The 22,038-nt window shown below is 38.6% G+C and carries 24 protein-coding genes; 21 read left to right on the top strand and 3 right to left on the bottom strand.

The window, feature by feature from the left end:
* The first annotated feature begins 287 nt into the window (after positions 1-287).
* From deoB to V7127_RS14260, 3 genes are all read left to right on the top strand, one after another.
* A complete protein-coding gene (gene deoB / locus V7127_RS14270) occupies positions 288-1,472 on the top strand; it encodes a phosphopentomutase (protein ID WP_335347396.1) in 1,185 nt (394 codons plus the stop codon).
* A gap of 14 nt (positions 1,473-1,486) precedes the next feature.
* Entirely contained in the window at positions 1,487-2,314 is an 828-nt protein-coding gene (locus tag V7127_RS14265) for a purine-nucleoside phosphorylase (RefSeq protein ID WP_335347395.1), read from the top strand.
* Between the two features lie 61 nt (positions 2,315-2,375).
* Positions 2,376-3,680 (top strand): pyrimidine-nucleoside phosphorylase, encoded by a 1,305-nt coding sequence (locus tag V7127_RS14260; protein ID WP_335353838.1) that lies wholly within the window; start codon positions 2,376-2,378, stop codon positions 3,678-3,680.
* Between the two features lie 77 nt (positions 3,681-3,757).
* Here the strand turns inward: V7127_RS14260 and V7127_RS14255 are convergent.
* A protein-coding gene (locus V7127_RS14255; RefSeq protein WP_335486985.1) for an IS3 family transposase occupies positions 3,758-5,088 on the bottom strand; the annotation gives its coding sequence in 2 pieces (ribosomal slippage) (positions 3,758-4,701 and positions 4,701-5,088; 1,332 coding nt in all).
* A 271-nt stretch (positions 5,089-5,359) separates the two neighbouring features.
* Between V7127_RS14255 and V7127_RS14250 the strand changes: the two genes are divergently transcribed.
* The 10 genes from V7127_RS14250 to V7127_RS14205 all read left to right on the top strand — a co-directional run bounded on the left by V7127_RS14250 (position 5,360) and on the right by V7127_RS14205 (position 14,042).
* Positions 5,360-6,523, top strand: coding sequence for a D-alanyl-D-alanine carboxypeptidase family protein (locus V7127_RS14250; protein ID WP_335347393.1), 1,164 nt, complete (start codon positions 5,360-5,362; stop codon positions 6,521-6,523).
* Between the two features lie 132 nt (positions 6,524-6,655).
* Positions 6,656-7,006, top strand: coding sequence for an anti-sigma F factor antagonist (gene spoIIAA / locus V7127_RS14245; RefSeq protein ID WP_335347392.1), 351 nt, complete (start codon positions 6,656-6,658; stop codon positions 7,004-7,006).
* 1 nt (position 7,007) lies between these two features.
* Positions 7,008-7,448 (top strand): anti-sigma F factor, encoded by a 441-nt coding sequence (spoIIAB, locus tag V7127_RS14240; RefSeq protein ID WP_335347391.1) that lies wholly within the window; start codon positions 7,008-7,010, stop codon positions 7,446-7,448.
* Between the two features lie 11 nt (positions 7,449-7,459).
* A complete protein-coding gene (gene sigF / locus V7127_RS14235) occupies positions 7,460-8,218 on the top strand; it encodes an RNA polymerase sporulation sigma factor SigF (RefSeq protein ID WP_335347390.1) in 759 nt (252 codons plus the stop codon).
* Between the two features lie 132 nt (positions 8,219-8,350).
* Positions 8,351-8,971: a stage V sporulation protein AA gene (locus tag V7127_RS14230; RefSeq protein WP_335353840.1), complete on the top strand. Its 621-nt coding sequence runs from the start codon at positions 8,351-8,353 to the stop codon at positions 8,969-8,971.
* The gene (locus V7127_RS14225; protein WP_335487296.1) at positions 8,967-9,383 is read left to right on the top strand and encodes a stage V sporulation protein AB; all 417 of its coding nucleotides are present in this window, start codon (positions 8,967-8,969) and stop codon (positions 9,381-9,383) included. Before V7127_RS14230 ends, V7127_RS14225 begins: the two co-directional genes overlap by 5 nt.
* 32 nt (positions 9,384-9,415) lie before the next feature.
* Entirely contained in the window at positions 9,416-10,003 is a 588-nt protein-coding gene (locus V7127_RS14220) for a stage V sporulation protein AE (protein ID WP_335346738.1), read from the top strand.
* Positions 9,993-11,450, top strand: a complete 1,458-nt coding sequence (locus V7127_RS14215) for a spore germination protein (protein ID WP_335346742.1) — start codon at positions 9,993-9,995, stop codon at positions 11,448-11,450. The genes V7127_RS14220 and V7127_RS14215 overlap by 11 nt, the downstream gene beginning before the upstream one ends.
* Before the next feature lie 380 nt (positions 11,451-11,830).
* Positions 11,831-13,150, top strand: a complete 1,320-nt coding sequence (lysA, locus tag V7127_RS14210) for a diaminopimelate decarboxylase (protein WP_335353841.1) — start codon at positions 11,831-11,833, stop codon at positions 13,148-13,150.
* Between the two features lie 535 nt (positions 13,151-13,685).
* Positions 13,686-14,042, top strand: coding sequence for a GNAT family N-acetyltransferase (locus V7127_RS14205; protein ID WP_335346736.1), 357 nt, complete (start codon positions 13,686-13,688; stop codon positions 14,040-14,042).
* 340 nt (positions 14,043-14,382) lie between these two features.
* Here V7127_RS14205 and V7127_RS14200 read toward each other — a convergent pair whose 3' ends face one another.
* A complete protein-coding gene (locus tag V7127_RS14200; protein ID WP_335346735.1) occupies positions 14,383-14,904 on the bottom strand; it encodes a DUF309 domain-containing protein in 522 nt (173 codons plus the stop codon).
* 204 nt (positions 14,905-15,108) lie between these two features.
* On the bottom strand, positions 15,109-15,201 hold the full coding sequence (locus V7127_RS14195; protein WP_335346734.1) for a YjcZ family sporulation protein: 93 nt from the start codon (positions 15,199-15,201) through the stop codon (positions 15,109-15,111).
* A gap of 221 nt (positions 15,202-15,422) precedes the next feature.
* On the opposite strand from V7127_RS14195, the gene V7127_RS14190 reads away from it, so the two are divergent.
* The 8 genes from V7127_RS14190 to rluB all read left to right on the top strand — a co-directional run bounded on the left by V7127_RS14190 (position 15,423) and on the right by rluB (position 21,919).
* Positions 15,423-16,163, top strand: coding sequence for a segregation/condensation protein A (locus V7127_RS14190; RefSeq protein WP_335346741.1), 741 nt, complete (start codon positions 15,423-15,425; stop codon positions 16,161-16,163).
* A gap of 46 nt (positions 16,164-16,209) precedes the next feature.
* Positions 16,210-16,797, top strand: coding sequence for an SMC-Scp complex subunit ScpB (scpB, locus tag V7127_RS14185; RefSeq protein WP_335353842.1), 588 nt, complete (start codon positions 16,210-16,212; stop codon positions 16,795-16,797).
* A 96-nt stretch (positions 16,798-16,893) separates the two neighbouring features.
* Positions 16,894-17,313 carry a hypothetical protein gene (locus tag V7127_RS14180; RefSeq protein WP_335346732.1) on the top strand — a complete coding sequence of 140 codons (420 nt, stop codon included), beginning with the start codon at positions 16,894-16,896 and terminating at the stop codon, positions 17,311-17,313.
* Positions 17,314-17,422: 109 nt separating this feature from the next.
* Positions 17,423-18,313, top strand: a complete 891-nt coding sequence (locus V7127_RS14175; protein WP_335346731.1) for a superoxide dismutase — start codon at positions 17,423-17,425, stop codon at positions 18,311-18,313.
* A gap of 456 nt (positions 18,314-18,769) precedes the next feature.
* Entirely contained in the window at positions 18,770-19,924 is a 1,155-nt protein-coding gene (locus V7127_RS14170; RefSeq protein ID WP_335353844.1) for a D-alanyl-D-alanine carboxypeptidase family protein, read from the top strand.
* A complete protein-coding gene (locus V7127_RS14165; protein ID WP_335346728.1) occupies positions 19,917-20,504 on the top strand; it encodes a nucleoside recognition domain-containing protein in 588 nt (195 codons plus the stop codon). Before V7127_RS14170 ends, V7127_RS14165 begins: the two co-directional genes overlap by 8 nt.
* A gap of 6 nt (positions 20,505-20,510) precedes the next feature.
* Positions 20,511-21,044: a spore maturation protein gene (locus tag V7127_RS14160; RefSeq protein WP_335346727.1), complete on the top strand. Its 534-nt coding sequence runs from the start codon at positions 20,511-20,513 to the stop codon at positions 21,042-21,044.
* 152 nt (positions 21,045-21,196) lie between these two features.
* Positions 21,197-21,919 carry a 23S rRNA pseudouridine(2605) synthase RluB gene (gene rluB / locus V7127_RS14155; RefSeq protein ID WP_335353845.1) on the top strand — a complete coding sequence of 241 codons (723 nt, stop codon included), beginning with the start codon at positions 21,197-21,199 and terminating at the stop codon, positions 21,917-21,919.
* Positions 21,920-22,038 lie beyond the last annotated feature (119 nt).

The raw sequence follows: 22,038 nt of genomic DNA, 5'->3' as shown, positions 1-22,038 counted from the left end.
TGATCCCCCACTTAGAAATTTTTGTTTAACTCAACTTCTTGAAGAGGGGGTCTTACAGCCCGTTAATCTGCGATAAACCTATAGATCAATAAGCTGTCATAGTAATTGGCAGCTTTTTTCTTTTATTTTTTGCTTCCCTTATGTAAAATATAGAAGTCAGACTTCTGACGTATGAGAAGAAAAATTGTGTTAATCACAATTAAGAAAGGGTAACCTTAAATATAGTAAAAAAACAAAATAAATCGAATTTCGTTGTAACCGCATTCATGAAATTAGGAGGAATGAATATGTCATCATTTGCGTATAAAAGAATATTCGTCATCGTCATGGATTCTGTAGGGATTGGTGAAGCGCCTGATGCAGAAAAATTTGGGGATATCGGTGCAGATACACTAGGTCATATTGCAGATAAAATGAATGGACTAAAGATGTCGAACATGGCAAAGCTTGGTCTTAGTAATATCCGTGAAATTAAAGGAGTTAAAAAAGCTGAAAATCCGCTTGCTTTTTATACAAAAATGCAGGAAGCGTCGAATGGAAAGGACACAATGACAGGTCACTGGGAAATAATGGGCCTAAATATTCAAACTCCATTTCAAGTTTTTCCTAATGGCTTTCCAGAAGAGCTCATATCCGAATTAGAATCACGTACAGGAAGAAAGGTGATTGGCAATAAACCAGCAAGCGGAACGGAAATTATTGTAGAGCTTGGGGAAGAGCATATGAAAACAGGGGCTCTCATCGTTTATACTTCAGCTGATTCCGTTTTGCAAATTGCGGCCCATGAAGAAATTATTCCGATTGAGGAGCAATATCGGATTTGCAAAATTGCCCGCGAATTAACTTTAGATGAAAAATATATGGTCGGCAGAGTGATTGCCAGACCTTTTACTGGCAAGCCAGGAAATTTCCAAAGAACTTCTAATCGTCATGATTATGCGCTAAAGCCATTTGAACGGACAGTTATGTCTGAGCTAAAGGATGCAGGATTGGATGTTATTGCGATTGGAAAAATTTCCGATATATTTGATGGAGAAGGGGTAACTGAATCACTGCGCACGGTTTCAAATATGGACGGCATGGATAAGTTATTGCAATCATTCGATATGGATTTTACAGGCTTAAGCTTCCTTAATCTTGTTGATTTTGATGCACTTTATGGACATCGGCGTGATCCAATAGGCTATGGCAAAGCGCTTGAAGAATATGACGAGCGCCTTCCTGAGGTATTTGCCAAAATGCAAGAGCATGATTTATTAATTATTACAGCAGATCATGGAAACGATCCCGTCCATCATGGAACAGATCATACGAGAGAATTTGTGCCACTCTTAGTTTATGAAAAAAATATGGAAGAAGGTAAAGAGCTTCCGATTAGGAAAACCTTTGCGGATATCGGTGCTACCGTTGCAGAAAATTTCCAAGTTAAAATGCCAGCAAATGGAAGAAGTTTCTTAACAGAATTAAAATAGGAGGAAAAGTGAAAATGGATTATCAAAAAATTCAGCAGGCTGCACAATTTTTAAAAGGAAAATATAAGCAGCAGCCATTAATTGGCCTTATTCTTGGTTCAGGATTAGGTGTATTAGGAGATGAAGTAGAAGACGCCTTAAAAATTCCATACAATGAAATTCCTAATTTTCCAGTTTCCACGGTAGAAGGCCATGCAGGAAATCTAGTCTTTGGCTTATTAAATGGAGTTCCCGTTGCAGTTATGCAAGGCCGTTTTCACTATTATGAAGGATATAGCTTCGATAAAGTAACATTTCCGGTAAGAGTCATGAAGGAGCTTGGAATTAAGCAATTAATTGTGACTAATGCTGCCGGCGGAGTAAATGAAACATACTCGCCGGGGGATTTAATGCTTATTTCTGATCACATTAATAACATGGGGAATAATCCATTAATTGGTCCAAATGATTCTCAGATGGGGGTACGTTTTCCTGATATGTCAGAAGCATACTCTAAAGAGCTGAGAATGCTTGCAAGAAAAATGGCCGAAAAATTAAACTTGTCCATTCAAGAAGGTGTGTATGTTGGAAATACAGGCCCGACCTATGAAACTCCTGCTGAAGTCCGCATGCTCCGTACTATGGGCGGGGATGCTGTAGGAATGTCAACCGTTCCTGAGGTAATAGTGGCAAGGCATGCAGGATTGAAAGTGCTCGGAATTTCATGTATTTCGAATATGGCAGCCGGAATCTTAGATCAGCCGCTTAACCATGAAGAGGTTATTGAGACTACAGAGAAAGTGAAGACTCATTTTCTGCAGTATGTAAAAGAAATTGTCGCAGAGATGGGAACAAAAAATTAATTTTACCAAATTAAACTTTCGCATTACCCATGAAATTATGAAAACGGATCGGTGATTAAAAATGAGAATGATTGATATTATTGAAAACAAACGAGACGGAAAAGAGCTTTCTTCTGAAGAAATTCAATTTTTCATTCAGGGATATACGGATGGATCTATTCCTGACTATCAAGCAAGTGCCCTAATGATGGCGATTTATTTTCAAGATATGACTGAAAAGGAAAGAGCCGATCTAACTATGGCTATGGTACAGTCAGGGGATCAAATCGATTTATCAAAAATTGAAGGAATAAAGGTAGATAAGCATTCAACGGGTGGAGTTGGGGATACAACAACGCTAGTATTAGGACCACTCGTTGCAGCGGTAGGCGTTCCCGTAGCAAAAATGTCTGGCAGAGGTCTCGGACATACGGGCGGAACGATTGATAAGCTGGAATCAGTCAATGGTTTCCATGTGGAACTGGAGAACGAAGAGTTTATAAATCTTGTCAATACAAATAAAATTGCTGTCATTGGACAAAGCGGGAATTTAACACCTGCTGATAAAAAGCTATATGCTCTTCGTGATGTAACGGCTACAGTGAATAGCATTCCGCTAATCGCAGGCTCCATTATGAGTAAAAAAATCGCGGCTGGTGCGGATGCCATTGTTCTTGATGTCAAAACCGGCGCCGGAGCTTTCATGAAAACACTTGATGACTCAAGGGAGCTCGCAAAGGCGATGGTTCAGATTGGTAACAATGTTGGCAGAAATACAATGGCAATCATATCTGATATGAGCCAGCCGCTCGGGTATGCAATCGGAAATGCATTGGAAGTGAAGGAAGCTATTGATACGCTTAAAGGGGAAGGTCCAGAGGATTTAACTGAACTATGCCTGACTTTAGGAAGCTATATGGTTTATTTAGCTAAAAAGGCTAATACACTGGAGGAAGCACGTACCATGCTGGAGGGTGCCATAAAGGATGGGACTGCATTAAATGTCTTTAAAACCTTTTTAACCGCGCAAGGCGGGGATGGGGCCGTTGTAGATAATCCAGACATGCTTCCACAGGCGAAGTATACTTTTGAACTGGAAGCAACGGAAGATGGCTATGTATCTGAAATGGTCGCAGATGAAATTGGAACAGCGGCTATGCTTCTTGGAGCGGGAAGAGCAACGAAGGAGTCTGTTATCGATCTTGCTGTTGGTCTAATTCTTCGCAAAAAAATTGGCGACCAAGTAAAAAAAGGCGATTCGCTCGTAACCATTTATAGTAACTTCGAAAATATTTCAGAGATTACAAAAAAGCTATATGAGAATATAAGGATATCTGAGAATAAAGTAACCCCACCAGTATTAATTCATGAAGAAATAACTGAATAAGAACTGAAAAATAGAAGCGTCAGTGGAACTAATTGAACTGTAACCTATAAAGTGGACAGTATAAAAAAGCCCTATTATTAAGCAGCTAACAGATGACTCCGGTATTGTGCCGGAGTCATTTTCTTTAGGCCCCATTGATATCTTCTGTTATTGTATTCATCTATGTACCCAGAGATTAACTCCTTTAGTTCATAAAATGCTTGGCATTTAGAATACTCAACCTCGTCCTTGAGATGCCCAAAGAATGATTCCATAGGTGCGTTATCCCAACAATTTCCCTTTCGTGACATGGATTGTGTCAGTTTCATTTCCTTAACTCTCTTTTGGTACTCAGGATGAGTATAATGCACTCCCTGATCCGAATGAAGGATGGCTTCAGGGTGGATAAGGTCTCCAATGGAGTCAGAGAGCTTGTCCAAAGTATCATAGACAATCTCCATTCTCAAGGTTTTGGATAAGTGATAAGCTAAAATTTCTCGTGTTGAAGCATCCTTCACGCAGGATAGGTAGGCTGGTTTGCCAGATCCATAAAAAACATAAGTTATATCCGTAAGCAGTACCTTGCCTGGCTCACCCTGATCAAATTCCCTGTTTAAAATGTTAGGGAGTGAACGATGTTCCTGATTCGCCTTGGCTAATTTTTTGTATGGGTTCATTTGTCTGATCCTTGTGAACAAATTAAACTGCCTCATTATTCTACGGATTTTCTTGTGATTCATCACTACCATATAGTCATTCTCTAAGATCATTTTGATAGTGAGAGCTCCAGCTTTTCCTTTTTTCTCATCGAATATAAACTTGATAAGCTCATAATCCTTTAAATCGGATTCTTGTCTATTTCCCCGTTTGCCTTCAGCCTTTTTCCATGCATAATAGCCACTTCTGCTTACCCCTACCATTTTACAGAGGTAAGTTACCATTTTGGCAAGCTTATACTGGCGTGTTGTTTGTTCAATAAGCATGAACTTCTCAGATGTCTTTATTGTTTCCTCTTCGCCGCCTGCCTTTCGAGTTCTTCTAACTTTTTTAGGAAGTCAAGCTCTGCTTCCAGGTATTTAATTCGAGCTTCAGCCTTTTTCAAACTGTCTTCAAGTGAAAGGGATTTTGAAGAAGGTCTTCCGGTGCTCCCTTTACCTCTACGTTCCGTTGTGAAGCCATCTTCCCCGAATTCCTTATACGTCTTTCTCCATCTTTTAAGGCATTGTTTAGGTTTTTCAGCCCCAATAACTTTTAAGTCAAAACCATGTTCAATAAAGATTTGTGAAGGACTTTTGCCCTCCAAATTCTCCTTCACTGCCATTGTTTTAAACTCAGGCTTATAAGCAATGGACCGTTCTGATACATGATCCACGTTTGGGTTATTCACCAAGATTTTCATCTCTAATTCATTAAAAATTATTTTACTCATTTTGTTCCCCCGATAGTATCTCTGAAATGATTATAATCGGGTTTCTATCCTATGGATATAAAAAACCCGAATAGGGGACTTTTTTTAATGTCCACTATTCGGGTTATAGTTCAAATTTCCCTGGCGTTTTTTTATGTTTAATAAGTAATGATTGATCCAAATTTATAAATTATCCGATCCTGAAGAAAATATTCATTTTAGTATGGAACGAGTTGTATAATTTCCCTCCAATTGGAAAGGATGGAGCCTATAAAGAATGGAGGGTTATGTGATGAAACGAATAATCTCTATAATGGTGATGTCCTTTTTATTAGCATCTGCCTTTGTACCATCTGCTTTAGCTAGAGAAAGTGAGGTAGATCTTGTCCAAAATGTGAAGTCTGCTATTTTAATTGAGCGCGACACAGGGACAGTGCTATATGAAAAAAACAGTGATGAAAAACTTCCGCCCGCAAGCATGACAAAGGTTATGACCATGCTCCTAATCATGGAAGCAATTGATAATGGAAAGCTTTCCATGGATGAAAAAATTCGTACGAGTGAATATGCAGCTTCAATGGGAGGTTCCCAAATTTTCCTTGAGCCTGGTGAGGAAATGACAACGAAGCAGATGTTAGAAGGGATTGCGATTGCATCTGGAAATGATGCATCTGTTGCCATGGCAGAAAGGCTTGCAGGTTCTGAGGAAGAATTTGTCAAGCAAATGAACAAAAAGGCAAATGAACTCGGGTTAAAGAATACCGAATTTAAATCAGCCACTGGACTGCCTGGTAAAAAGGATTTCAGTACTGCTCATGATATGGCAATTATGGCTAAAGAACTTCTTAAATATGAAGATATAACTAAATTTACTAGTACCTATGAATCATACTTGCGTGAAGGCTCAGATAAAAAGTTTTGGCTCGTCAATACGAACAGGCTAGTTCGTTTCTACCCAGGTGTTGATGGACTAAAGACTGGATTTACAAATGAAGCTAAATATTGCTTAACAGCAACAGCACAAAAAGACGGGATGCGAGTCATAGCTGTTGTGTTTGGAGCGCCTACATCTAAGGAACGTAATGCACAAGTTACAAAAATGCTGGACTATGCTTTTAGTCAATACAAAACCCACCCTATGTTTAAAAGAAACATAGCTCTAGGTCATGTGGCTGTAAGCAAAGGTGAAAAGAAAAAGATTGAAGCTCTTACAAGCGAACCGATCTCCTTATTAACGAAAAAAGGCGAAAACATTGAAAATATTAAACAATCTATCGTTTTGGACAAGAATTTAAAGGCACCCATTAAAAAAGGAGATAAGGTCGGTACTTTAAAGCTCATTCAAGACGGAAAAACATTAGTGGAAAGCCCTCTTGTAGCAAAAGAAGCCAGCAAGGAAGCGAACTGGTGGACTTTGTATAAACGGTCCATTGGAATGTTTACAAGAGCAGGATAATAGCTAATATGTCGAAAATAACTATATGCCTTCTACTTTTAGCGAATAAGCACTAGTTTTGTCTTAAGGAAGGAAATGCGAGTTAGAATATCGAATTGGACTCACTAGAGACTAGATAAGGAGGCTATAATAGTGAGTCTTTCGATTAATTTAGAAGTAAAAAGAGATGTCTTATGTATTCGTCTTAGCGGGGAATTAGATCATCATTCAGCTGATGAGCTGCGTGAACAAGCGACGAAGGCAATTGAAGATTATGATATCCACCATATTGTATTAAATCTTGAGCAGCTTTCATTTATGGACAGCTCAGGACTAGGTGTTATTCTGGGCCGGTATAAACAAATTAAACAGCATCATGGTGAAATGGTTGTTTGTGCAATTTCTCCAGCCGTACAAAGATTATTCGAAATGTCGGGGTTATTTAAGATTATTCGCTTAGAACCGACTGAAGAATTTGCTTTGCAAAGACTGGGGGTTGCCTAATATGAAAAATGAAATGCATATTCAGTTTAGTGCATTAAGCCAAAATGAATCATTTGCCCGTGTAACTGTTGCTGCATTTATTACCCAGCTAGACCCAACAATGGATGAATTAACTGAAATAAAGACCGTTGTTTCTGAAGCAGTTACAAATGCGATTATTCATGGCTATGAACAGGATCCAAATGGAATGGTTTATATAACCGTTAAAATGGAGGACGGCTTTATTGATATGTCTATTAGGGATGAAGGATCAGGGATTATGGATGTGGAAGAGGCACGTCAGCCATTATTTACAACGAAGCCTGAGCTAGAAAGATCAGGTATGGGCTTTACGATTATGGAAAACTTTATGGATGAAATCGAAATTCAATCGCAACCGGGGAAAGGCACAGAGATCCGATTAAGAAAGCATTTATCAAATAGTAAAATGCTGTGTAATTAAGGAGTCTTGCTATGGATGTGGAGGTAAAAGCTGATAAAGGCCAAGCATTTTTGAAGGATTATGAAGTGAAGGATCTTATTAAAAAGAGCCAGGATGGGGATCAGAGTGCACGGGATACGATTGTTCAAAAGAACATGCGTCTCGTATGGTCTGTTGTCCAGCGCTTTTTAAACAGGGGATATGAACCAGATGATCTCTTCCAAATCGGATGTATTGGATTGCTAAAGTCTGTTGATAAATTCGATTTAAGCTATGATGTTAAGTTCTCAACGTATGCGGTGCCAATGATTATTGGAGAAATCCAGCGATTTATTCGCGATGATGGAACAGTGAAAGTGAGCCGGTCTCTTAAAGAGATGGGGAATAAAATCCGGAAGGCGAAAGATGAGTTATCAAAATCACTTGGCCGCATCCCAACAGTCAATGAACTTTCCGAGTTTCTTGATATTCCACCAGAGGATATTATTCTTGCGCAGGAAGCTGGACGAACCCCTTCGTCCATCCATGAAACCGTATATGAAAATGATGGAGATCCGATTACATTGCTTGATCAAATTGACGATGGCAATGAAGGGAAATGGTTCGATAAAATTGCCTTAAAAGAAGCCATTAATGATTTAGATGAAAGGGAAAGGTTAATCGTTTACTTACGTTATTACAAAGACCAGACCCAATCAGAGGTTGCTGCGAGACTTGGGATTTCACAAGTTCAAGTTTCAAGGCTAGAGAAAAAAATACTTCAGCAAATGAAAGACCGTATGGACGTATGATCCATACGGTTTTTTCACGTCAAGCTCCAGTGCATTTGTACTTTTATGCATCTAAATATTGGTAATCATGAAGTCAATATATGTAACTCATACTACATATATAAGGAAATTTATATGTAGGAAGTGAGAAAAATGGAACAAACGGTTTATATTCGATTGAGACATCGATTGCAAGTTCGACCGCGAGCCTCCATTTTTGTAAAGGACATTGCGCAGATCATTGCCGATGAACAGATTTACGCCCAATTAAGAAATTTAAAAGTTTATGAGGTGAGTGAAAAGGATCAAAATATGATCGTAGTAGATGTAATGAAAGTAATCCGGGAGATCATTAAACAACATCCTGAAGTTGAGATTCAAACAGTAGGGCCATCACAAGTAATCGTTGAAGTGATTGCAAAAAAACGAAAGATTTCCATTCCGCTATTTTTTATTGTTTGGCTCTTATTATTTTTCGGTGCTGCATTGACAATCATGAATTTCCATGAGGATGTAAGCATGCAGATTGTTCAGCAGCGGATTTATACGATAATGACTGGGGAAGTCGATTCAAAGCCGTTAATTTTCCAAATTCCATATTCGATTGGTTTAGGTGCAGGAATGATTCTTTTTTTTAACCATTTATTTAAAAAGCGTCTAAATGAAGAACCGAGCCCGCTGGAAGTGGAGATGTTTAATTATCAAATGGATTTAGACAACTATATATCTATGCATCAAAACAAAGAAAGTATGAAAAATATTGACGACCATTAATGTGATTATAGTTGTTTTTATTGGACTTGCCGGTGGTTTAGCAGTAGGCTCAGGCTTCGTAGCGTTTTTAACTGTATTTGGCATTATCCCAAGACTGACACAGCTTACTAAAACGATGAAAATGGTACGTTTTTATGAGTGGGCAATTGTGTTAGGGGCTGTTATTGGTGCAGCGGCTACTTTATGGGACCCCATTTTAACCCTTACTCCGTACCTTTTATTACCCATTGGTTTAGCCTCAGGCGTATTTGTAGGAATGGTTGCCGCAGCGTTAACAGAAGTATTAAATGTACTCCCAATTCTTGCAAAAAGAATTGGAGTTGACGGACAAATTGTCATTTTATTAATGGCGATTGTTTTCGGGAAGATCTTTGGGTCCTTATATCAATGGGTGTATTTTGTTGATAAATAATAGACCATACCACAATGAAAGGAACAATAAATATGGATGATAGGAGAAGCGTGATTTTAGTAACAGATGGGGATGACTATGCTAGAAGGTCTATTGAATATGTGGCAAAGGAAATAGGCGGAAGATGCATCTCATTATCCCACGGGAATCCCACAGTATTAAGTGGTCCTGCAATCGTTAAACTGATAAAAAAAGCTTCTCATGATCCAGTTATAGTTATGTTTGATGATAGTGGCTTCGAAGGAGAAGGAGCGGGAGAAAAGGCCTTAAAGTATGTAGCTTGCCATGAAGATATTGAGGTGTTGGGAATTGTTGCGGTTGCAGCCAAGACGAGGCAGGCTGAATGGACGAGAGTAAATGTCTGCATTGACCGAGAAGGGGGATTAACTCCATATGGTGTGGACAAATATGGGCTGCCTGAAATGGATATTGGCAGGCTAAATGGTGACACTGTTTATTGCCTTGATGAACTAAATGTTCCAATCATTGTTGGAATTGGAGATATTGGAAAAATGGCAAAAATGGATGACCTTGATAAAGGGTCTCCAATAACGAGGAAAGCTATTGAGCTTATTATGGAAAGGAGCGGTTATCGTGTCAGACAACAAGATGCAGAATAAAATGCCTATTCCTGAATCATTAGATAAAATTGAAAAATATATGGAAGAACGAATTGGGCTCGGTGTAAGCTTCGATTTAGGGATAAGAAAGCTGAAAATTCTTCGCAAAGATGTGCATTTGTATTATGTAAATGGCTTAACCGACTCACTGATCATCGTTCAATTAATCGAAGAACTAGTTGAGATTAATGATCATGAAAAACAATCCTCAAAAATTTTTGAAATTGTTGAAAACCGCCTAGTCCATGATGCTGTAGAAAAAATAAAGACAATGGATGAACTTGTAGATCAAGTACTATCTGGATTAATTGTTGTTGTCATTGAGGGAGAAATGACCGCATTTGTCGTTGATGTTCGCAGCTATCCAGGGAGGTCACCGCAAGAACCGGATACAGAAAAGGTCATCCGCGGATCTCGGGATGGTTTTGTCGAGAACATTATTTTGAATACAGCCTTAACAAGAAGAAGGATTAAAGATGAAAGACTTCGCTTTGAAATTACAGCTGTTGGTGAAAGGTCCAAAACAGATGTTGCCATCGGGTATATTAGAGATATTGCCGACCCTGATTTAATTAATATAATCAGGAAGGAAATTGAAAATATAAAAATTGATGGGATCCCGATGGCTGATAAAACAGTAGAAGAATTTCTTTTCAAACAAGGATATGATCCTTTCCCGTATGTTCGTTATACAGAACGAGCGGATGTTGCTGCAACACATTTACTCGAAGGTCATGTTCTCGTATATGTGGATACATCACCAAGTGTCATTATCACACCGACAACGTATTTCTATCATATGCAGCATGCGGAAGAATATAGACAGTCACCCGCTGTTGGGACTTTTGAACGCTGGATGCGCTTTATTGGCATATTTTCCTCCTTGTTTCTGTTACCGCTATGGTTTTTATTTGCTTTGGAGCCGTCACTTTTGCCGGAAAGTCTTTCATTTATTGGGCCAAATGAAAAAACAAACGTTCCGATTATCGTACAAATATTTCTAGCTGATTTTGGTATAGAGATTCTACGGATGGCAGCTATACATACACCGACCCCACTTGCCACGGCCATGGGATTAATTGCCGCTGTGTTGATTGGGCAAATTGCGATTGATGTTGGATTATTTGTCCCAGAAGTAATCCTTTATGTATCATTAGCAGCCATTGGGACCTATACGACTCCAAGTTACGAATTAAGTATTGCCAATAAAATAACAAGGCTTTGTTTATTAATCGCGGTAGCCATTTTCCATGGACCAGGATTAATCGTCTCAATTACATTATTCATCATTTGGCTTGCAAGCAAAAAGCCGCTGAATACACCTTATTTATGGCCATTCATTCCATTTTATCCAAAAGCACTACTGCAGATTATTGTTCGCAGGGCGGTACCAGGATCGAAGCTTCGTCCAAGTATTAACCGCCCTAGGGATCGTGTTAGGCAGTAATAAAGTGAAACTTCAATCAGTGGTGGGAGTTCCGATGCATTAGGTGTGTAAGTGCTAACGAAGACATTAGGCAGTGGCGAACTTAGTCGGCCTTCATCCCCCACTGTTAAAAGTTGAACAAATCTGCGAAAAAATAATAAAGCGGCCTAGTCATTGCGATTGTGATTAGCTTGTATTTATGTTAAAGTATTTGTAATATTTCCAATAGGATATTAAAAAAGACAGTTTCTCATGTAGAATTCTGTCTATTTATTTCTAAAGAATGATGCTAAAGCTAAAAAAGAAGAGAATGGCGGATATGATTATCAAGCCTCGTTGTAAGTGAATAAAATAATATCTAAGGCATGTATACAGCTGTGCTTTTAGGAAGAGGGGAAATTATGTATTTACATGGCACATCAAAGGTTAATACTAAGGGTCATCTTGAAATAGGCGGAGTAGACACGGTTGAACTTGCTGAGAAATATGGAACACCATTATATATTTATGATGTATCGTTAATAAGAGAGCGGGCAAGGGGCTTTAAGCAAACATTCGAAAACTTAAAAGTACCTGCTCAGGTTGCTTATGCTAGCAAGGCCTTTTCAACTATTGCGATGGTTCAGCTTGCAGAGGAAGAAGGTCTATCATTAGATGTTGTTTCAGGCGGTGAATTATATACAGCTTTGGCAGCTGATTTTCCGAGAGAGCGTATTCATTTTCACGGAAATAATAAAAGCAAAGAAGAACTTGAAATGGCACTGAAGCACGAGATCGGCTGTATAGTTGTTGATAACTTTTATGAGCTGGAATTATTAAATTCCCTTTGCGAATTATTGAAAATGGACACAAAAATATTATTAAGAGTAACCCCAGGGATAGAAGCACATACCCATGATTATATTTTAACAGGTCAAGCAGATTCGAAATTTGGTTTTGATTTGCAAAATGGGCAAGCAGAAAAGGCTCTTAATATGGCGCTTCAATTTGAGAGAATAGAAGTACTTGGACTTCATTGTCATATCGGGTCGCAAATATTTGAAACAACAGGCTTTATTTTAGCGGCTAAGAAGCTTTTTGAAAAACTGCATGATTGGAAGGAAGCCTTCTCCTATGAGTCTAAGGTTTTAAACTTAGGAGGCGGATTCGGGATTCGCTATACGGATGAGGACAAGCCTCTGCCAGCGGCCCAATATGTAGCCGAAATTATTGAAGAAGTGAAAAAGCAGGCAGAAAATTATTCCATGAAGATGCCTGAAATATGGATTGAGCCGGGAAGATCTTTAGTTGGGGATGCTGGAACTACTCTTTACAAAATTGGATCAAGAAAAGAAGTCCCAAATGTTCGTCAATATGTGGCAGTAGATGGCGGGATGAGCGATAATATTCGACCTGCTCTATATCAGGCGAAATATGAGGCCGTGTTAGCTAATAGGGTACATGAAAAAACAGAGGAAACTGTATCAATTGCAGGGAAGTGTTGTGAATCAGGTGACATGCTTATTTGGGATTTACCTCTTCCAAAATCTGATAGTGATGATTTATTAGCTGTATTTTGTACAGGTGCTTATGGGTATGCTATGGCTAATAACTATAATCGTCTCCCAAGACCTGCTGTTGTATTTGTCGAGAATGGGGAAGCGAAGCTTGTTGTGAAACGGGAAACATATGAGGATTTAATTAGAATGGATCTTTCAATTAAACAAAAAATTAATAATTAAAGCTGCCATTTAAAGGCAGCTTTACTTTATTTTCAGTATGTGGCATGGAAATAATGTTCTCTATCGTGTAAAATGAAGTTGTCCATAGTTTTTAAGATTTCTTTAGGAGGGGCAACTTAGGGTATATGAAGAAAAATAATTGGCTTCTTTTCGTTTTATTCTTAATAGGCAGCCTAGCATGGGGGCTTTTTTATTGGTTCGTTATTGTTCCATCAAAGTGAATCCATTTCGAAAATTGAAATTGAGAAGGATAGTGGAAAATAGCATTTGTGAGGGAGCAAAGGGAGATTTAATACATATATTATTAATAAGTTTGAAATGAATAATTTTTGGGGAAAATAGGGATAGAAATAAGAAATTTGAGCAAAATTTGCATGAATGAAACTAAGCTAACATGCAGAAAAGACTAATCATCATCGTGATAATATGGAATTCGCATGTAAAAGAGATTCCAATAAAAATATCGCATAAGTAAAACGGAGTACACGCAAAAACGGCAGGTCAACACTATGTTTTACTAATAATGAGGGATAATATGTTAATTCGATATAAAAAGGCTTTTGAAAAAATTGCTATGGGACTTTTATCGTTTATGCCAAATGAAAAGGATCTGAAGGTTTTACAGCAGACTATGAAGCAATATGAAACAGCTGAAAACAGGCAATTATTTCTATGGAAGGAAGGGGACGATATTATCGGCTTAATTGGCGTTTCATTTCTGGATGATTCAGCTATGATTGAGCATATTTCAGTCAACCCTTCACATAGGCATCAAGGCATTGGAACGACAATGGTTAAAGCATTGAAAGAAATGTTTGCAGAGAAAGAATTACGGTCAAACGAGATGACTGATTCTTTTCTTAATAAATGTGATTTAAATATAGATGCATAAAGTTTCCTTAACATACACAAAAGCTAAAGCAATCGGAGAATTTACCGATTGCTATTTTTTTCGGCTAGCTTCAGCGCCTAGCCCAGACGTACAGGACGTAATAGTGTCGACAATGCGACAGGACAAGGAAAACTTCGTCAGCGACACATAGCACGACCAAAAGTGAAGCTTTTGGGAGGACGTTGCGTTTTTGTCGACCTCGAGGTCATAAGCCAATCTGTCAGGAAGGTTAAAGTACAACCTTCCCGCCAGCTCGTCTTATGCTTGTCGGACTTGCAAAGGATGTGCTGACATCGGCGTTCGCCACAGGACGTGGCGGTTTTTAGTCGATGATCATCTGTCAAGGCGCTTTTGCTTTTGATCTCAAAGCAATTAATCGTTCTTGGATCACTTGGCTTCGATCTCTAAGTGAATGCCGGTGAATTAAATCTTTATTGTTTAAATCGCTGTCTTCACACCAGTTTAGCCCTAACTGTGTACATTTGTCCCTACAGCTGGAAATTAATGATGTATCCATTATCGGGAACATATAGCTAGTGTATTGACAGCCTTTCGAAAGGTCATCTTGCCTTTTTTCTAAATCCAGTAAAAACTTTCCCCTGTTTAGTCCCAACTTTTCTATCTGGCTCAAGTTCTTTTTGAAAATTTGGATAGATTTGGATAAAGTTCTTTTAGCGCCGCCAGTGTTCCCACGCCGGTGATGATAATTTGAGACTGCAAATAAAATAAGTCCAACCCAAATAGAATGTTTATTCTTTGGATGAACCCTTTTCCAATATTCCTCAAGAATTTCATGACATTCAAAATAATCCCGATCTCCGTGGAAATGAATTAAATAATCGATATATTCATTTGGATACACGCTTTCACCCCCGATCATGTTTATTTTAACATAAGAAACATAACGGAATGAATGCGAATAGGCTGCTCAAACATGATTTTTTCCCATACTTGGAAAAATAAAAACCCGGCTATGAACCGGGTTTACTTTAAATCTTACAAAGTTATTCATATTCTAATCTCCGAAGCCGTATGACTTCCTCTGACATTTAATTTGCTTACTTCATTAGAAGCACCAAGAAGCACCTACAATAATTAATAGGATAAACAATACGACAATTAAAGCAAATCCTGTGTGCCCAAAGCCTACACTTGACATATCTTATACCTCCTATATTTCTCTCATTTGGTTGTTCAAAATCATCATATGTGGGCAGATGTTAAATGGTATGGGCGAATGAAATGTTTTTTCTTCCAATTTCGTTAAATGAATAAGGTTTAAATTTCTATTGGATATCGAGTATGAATAATTTATACTTATGTTAGTGTTAACTGGGGAATTTAAATAGAAATTTTGGTGAAAATTTTATGCAGGATGTTATGCATTATAATGTAAAGATTGACGCGTTTGAAGGTCCGCTCGATTTGCTGCTTCATTTAATCCACCGGCTTGAAATCGATATATATGATATTCCAGTGGCGGAGATTACGGAGCAATATTTATTATATATCCACACAATGCAGGAGCTTCAGCTTGATGTGGCAAGTGAATATTTGGTGATGGCCGCAACACTTCTGGCAATAAAAAGTAAAATGCTCCTCCCAAAGCATGAAGAGGATTTACTTGATGATGGGCTGATCATTCAAGAAGAAGAGAACCCAATGGACGAGTTAGTTGAGAAATTAATTGAATACCGTAAATATAAAGAAGCGGCTGTTGAACTTAAGGAGATGGAACAAGAAAGAGGTTTGATGTTTACAAAGCCTCCAAGTGATCTTTCCGACTATGTAAAGGAAGTTCAGACTGAAAAAACGGATTTGAATGTGTCTCTATACGACATGCTCGGTGCGTTTCAAAAGCTATTGCGCAGGCAGAAACTGCAGAAGCCGGTTACAACAAAAATTTCTCGTCAGGAAATTCCAATTGAAAAACGAATGGCCGAGATTTTAGATGATTTAAAGAGTATTAGAGGCAGAAAAAGCTTTAACGATTTGTTTGCCGTCCCTGATCGTGAACATATTGTTGTCACATTTCTTGCTGTTTTAGAGCTGATAAAGCGCAAAGAGATACATATCGAGCAAGAGAAAAACTTCTCAGAAATATTCTTGATGATTATGTAGCTTTACGGAAAATTACATGACTGTACACTAAAGGGGGTATAGATACTTGGAGTTAATCAATTGGAAAAGCATTGCAGAAAGCCTTCTTTTCGCAGCTGGGGACGAGGGGCTGTCTCTGAAACAAATCGCCATTGTCTTAGAGATCGATGAAATACAGGCTGAATCGGTTATGAACGAATTAATGGAGGATTACACTGATTCTTCGCGAGGGATAACGATCGTTGAGCTTGCTGGGACCTTCCAGCTGGCAACGAAGAAAGAAAACTCCGATTACCTTAAAAAACTAGTCGTCACTCCGACAACTTCAGGTCTCTCCCAAGCTGCACTAGAGACACTTGCCATTATTGCATATAAACAACCAATAACTAGAGCGGAAATAGAAGAAATTAGAGGGGTCAAAACAGAGCGTCCCCTGCATACTTTAGCTGCAAAAGCCCTTATTAAAGAAGTAGGAAGGGCTGAAGGTACTGGGAGAGCCTATTTATATGGAACGACTAAGGAATTCCTTGATTATTTTGGCTTAAAGCGAATAGAAGAACTGCCGGCCCTTCCTGAAAAAATGGATGAGGACGATTTCCTTCAGGAGGATGCTGATTTATTTTTCGGGAAATTCCAGGAATCATTTAGATCTTGAGTTTAGTCATTTATCTCTAACTATTTATGTTAAAATATAACTATCGTTAATGATAAAATTATTACATATGGGGTTATTGTTCTGGGAGGGTATGGCATGATCATTAAACAGTGTAATGGCTACGAGCTCGAAAAAGAAAAGTCAAATACTTCGGAGGATTTCTTTAATAGAAGTGAAATTACCTTTGAAGAAGATGGTGCAGAAAAAACACTACATGTATTGTATGTCCGCTATTTTGAGGATTTGTTAAATGAATTTACACCGTTCGAATCGAATCCAATCTTTTCTGCAGGTGAAAGGGCAGTGGAATTGAAAGATATTGTTGCTCTGGTTTGCTTATTGAAAAATCCTGGCTTCCGCCACAGAAAACGGCTCTACATAAATACACAGATGGAATTTGCTTCTTATTTTCAGGATATTGATTTTTCTAAACTTCCTGCTATATTTGAAGCTTTGGGGAGTCAAAAAAGCTATCAACTCCACTCTCCCTTAGAATATATTGTTCAGCCAAAATAGCAAATTAAATGCAAAGCAGCCCACAAGCTGCTTTTTTTTATGCAATTTTCCATGGAGTCGGTCATACGATAAAATCGGACCTAGAAAATGTAGGAAAAGAGGGATCAGCATGAGCCGTCTGGAAGAGTATATTCAAGACGTGTTTAAGTGGAATCAAGAAATGCGAGCATTTCTTGAATCGGAAGATACGGAAGGAAAGTCTGAACTTTGGACTAAGATGGACCGCCTGACAAATATAATAGAGGGGATTAAGAGCCCGCAAAGTATGGAGGATCTCTCTGTTGTACAAAGTTATGTTGATGAGCTCCACTCAGACATGGAGAAATATTTTCTTGAAAGGCAGCAGGTTGGCAGTATATATATGCATGAACCAAATGTGGCAGCAGGAAACCATGTGCTTCCTCCGCTGCCATATCCTTATAATGCGCTCGAGCCCTATATATCAGAAGAAATTATGAGACTACACCATGACAAACACCATAAATCGTATATTGATGGATTAAATAAAGCAGAGACCGCATTGCACGAGGCAAGGAAATCCGGAGATTTTTCACTAGTGAAGCATTGGTCAAGGGAACTGGCATTCCATGGCTCTGGTCATTATTTGCACACAATTTTTTGGAATAACATGAAGCCTAAAGGCGGAGGTAAACCATCCGGAGGTTTGTTGAAAGAAATCGAGAAATATTTTGGCAGCTTTGAAGCATTCAAGAAGCATTTCAGTGAAGCAGCAAAGCAAGTTGAAGGTGTTGGCTGGACTATACTTGTTTGGTCTCCACGCTCCCGTCATCTGGAAATCCTCCAATCTGAAATGCATATGCTTTTAACCCAATGGGATACAATCCCATTGCTAGTTCTGGATGTTTGGGAGCATGCCTATTATTTGCAGTATAAAAATAATCGTGGTGACTATGTAAATAATTGGTGGAATCTCGTGAATTGGAAAAATGTTGAAGAACGCTTCCGAAACGCATCAGAGCTAAAATGGAAACCATATTAATCAACTTAAGCTGGCGGAAAACATTTAGTTTTTCGCTTTTTTGTTTTTTAAACACTGTTATTTGCAAGTAGGTGCCCCAGTCAAGTTCGTGTTTTTTGTCATAACCCCGCTTGTCCCGCATAAAATTGTACAAAGAAAAGCGGAAGCGCCTTCGGAACAATCAAAGGACAATTGTTCCTGCGATGAATATTCGCAGTAGCTTTCCTTTGTGTCCAGCCCCGACAAGCATAAGTCAAGCAGGCGAGAAGGGTGTTCTTTCCCTTCTTGACTGATTGGCTTATGACCTCGAGGTCGACAAAAACGCGACGTCCTCCCAAAAGCTTCACTTTTGGTCGTGCGATGTGTCGCTGACGAAGCTTTCCTTGTCCTGTCGCATTGTCGACACTAGTACGTCCTGTACCTTGGGGCTAGGCGCTGGAGCTACAGAAGATAAGCTATAGGAGACGGGGTTGTACAATGAAGAAATTTAAAAAGCTTTTGATCTTTCCGTTGATTGCTGCACTTTTAACCGGATTGATTCCGCAGAAGGCAGAAGCTTCTGTTTCTGTAAGTGCGCGCAGTGCTATTGTGATGGAGCAGGGATCTGGAAGAATATTATTTGAAAAAGATGCGTTTACGCCAAGAAGAATAGCCAGCATCACCAAAATTATGACTGCCATATTGGCCATAGAATCTGGAAAAATGGACGAGATGGTGAAGGTTAGCGAGAAAGCAGTTAGAGCAGAAGGATCTTCCATTTATTTAATACCAGGTGAGAAAATAAAATTGGAGGATTTAGTATATGGATTGATGCTCCGTTCAGGGAATGATGCGGCAGTAGCCATTGCTGAACATATTGGGGGGAGCCTTGACGGCTTTGTTTTTTTAATGAATCAAAAAGCAAAAGAAATTGGAATGGAGAATACCCATTTTGAGAACCCCCATGGACTTGACGATCATGAAAATCACTTTTCAACAGCGTATGATATGGCGCTATTAACCCGTTATGCCATGAATAATAAAGAATATGGAAAAATTTCAGGAACAAAGGTTTATAAAACACCGCATCCTAATGAAGGCTGGGATCGAAAATGGACGAATAAAAATCGTTTACTTTCAGATTATGAATATAGTACAGGCGGAAAAACCGGATTTACAAAGCGGGCAAAACGAACATTAGTCACTACCGCTTCCAAGGGAGGGCTTGATTTAATCGCCGTAACGTTAAATGCAACTGGACAAACTGACTGGAATGATCATATCCAAATGTATGAAATGGGTTTTAAGACATACAGTTTAGCTGAGGTTTTGCCAAAGGGTGTGATTAAGGATATAAAGGATAGGTTTTATAAAAAGAAAGTGTTTTTGGAGACTGGCTTTGATTATCCAATTACAAATAAAGAGAAAGACCTTTTCGAGATTAAATATAAAATGATGAAGCCTGACAGGAAGTGGGAGGATGGAGAGAACATTCCTAAAATTGTTGGAAAGGCGATTGTTTATTTTGATAACCGTCAAATAAAAACACTGCCTATATATTTTAAACAGGAAAAAGCAAATGAGAAGGATTCCTTCTTTGGCATTTTTAGAAATATTTTTATTTCAATCGTTGGTGTGAAAACGGATGATTAATATTATTTGGGCGTTGATGGCGCTAATCGGCATTATTTTTGCAATGGTCAATGGGACGATGAATGAAGTGAATGAGGCGGTTTTCAAAGGAGCAGCAGAAGCTGTTACACTTTGTATTGGTTTAATTAGTATTCTCGTATTCTGGTTAGGCATGATGAAAATTGCGGAGGATTCGGGGCTATTGAATAAACTATCGCAAGCTTTTAAACCGATTGTTAAACGGCTCTTTCCTGAAGTACCTACAAATCATCCAGCAATGGGGTATATTCTGTCGAATATGATGGCAAATATGTTTGGGTTAGGTAATGCAGCCACACCACTTGGGATTAAGGCGATGGAAGAATTAAAAAACTTAAATGGCGGAAAAAACGAAGCAACCCGCTCAATGATCACTTTCCTTGCTGTTAATACTTCAAGCATTACGCTTATTCCAACGATGGTTATTGCCATACGGATGAAATATGAATCGGTTTCACCTACAGAAATTGTTGGTCCTACATTAATTGCATCCATTAGCTCGGCTATCGGAGCTATCTTAATTGATAGGTATTTCTATTATCGAAGAACAAGAAAAGGATGAAGCTGCATGCAAATTGTATCTGTTATCTCTTTATGGTTTATTCCCGTCCTAATTGGTTTCATATTATTATATGGGACTATTAAGCGTGTTCCCACTTATGAAAGCTTTGTAGAAGGGGGAAAAGAGGGAATAAAAATTGCTGTATCCATCATACCTTTTCTTGTTGGCATGCTTGTTGCGATCTCCATCTTTCGTGCATCAGGAGCATTAGAATATTTCGTGGAGTTAATGAGGCCAGCACTTGAAGCAATTGGGGTTCCCCCCGAAATCTTTCCGCTTGCCATCATCCGCCCGATTTCAGGGTCTGCTGCACTTGGCATGACAACTGATCTCATCGCTGCCAACGGACCTGATTCCTTTATTGGCCGTCTTGCTTCCGTCCTTCAAGGAAGTACAGATACTACATTTTATGTTTTAACCGTTTATTTTGGGGCAGTTGGAATTAAAAAAATGGGAGATGCCTTAAAGGTTGGACTATTGGCAGATTTAGTCGGAATTATTGCAGCTATTATCGTTGTGACACTCGTATTCGGTATTTAATTAGTTTCGTACGAAGATACCCTCCAATGGGGTATCTTTTTTTCTGCTAAAAATCCCTTACTTTGAAAAAAGCTTGATTTATGTCATAATTCAAAAGGACAGATTTAGGTAAAATCCTTATATGAAAGCATTTTAAGTTGGGGTGACATAATATGGAAAGATTACAAAAAGTGATAGCGCATGCCGGTTTTGCATCAAGAAGAAAGGCTGAGCAGCTAATCGTAGAAGGACATGTTAAGGTAAATGGGAAAATAGTGAAGGAACTGGGTGTCAAAGTTTCTTCTTCTGATCGTGTGGAAGTAAACGGAATTCCGATTGAACGGGAAGAGCCGGTTTATTTTCTCCTTTATAAACCAAGGGGAGTTATTTCCAGTGTTCAAGATGATAAAGGAAGAAAAGTTGTGACAGATTATTTAGCAAATATTGAACAAAGAATTTATCCAGTTGGGCGATTAGATTTTGATACTTCTGGACTTCTTTTGCTTACTAATGATGGTGAATTTGCAAACCTGCTCATGCATCCTAAGAGCGAAGTAGAGAAGGTATATATTGCGAAAGTAAAAGGAATCCCTTCGCGAGAAAAGACAAGAAGTCTTGAGAAAGGCATTAAATTAGAAGATGGGATGACAGCACCTGCAAGTGTAAAAATGATATCGATGGATAAGAAGAAACAAACATCTATTATCGAACTTACAATCCATGAAGGACGAAATCGCCAAGTTAGAAGAATGCTTGAAGCGATTGGTCACCCGGTAATAAAATTAAAACGCGAAAGATATGGATTTCTTACTCTTCATGGGTTAAAAGCAGGGGAAGCCAGAGAATTAACAGCTCATGAAGTGAAACAACTCCGTGTACTTGCCCAAGCTAAATAGCTAATAAGTAAAATTTCATAGAATAGTCACACTTCCTTCATATTGTAAACATTATCATAATGGTGATAAATGCTATAATCAATATGAGCTTTTCTGTTATTCTTGTTGGTTTAAAAAAG

Source organism: Bacillus sp. JJ1773, assembly GCF_036962035.1.
Taxonomy (GTDB): Bacteria; Bacillota; Bacilli; order Bacillales; family Cytobacillaceae; genus Cytobacillus.
The sequence above is the reverse complement of the archived record's forward strand: the minus strand, read 5'-3'. Positions and strand labels throughout refer to the sequence as shown.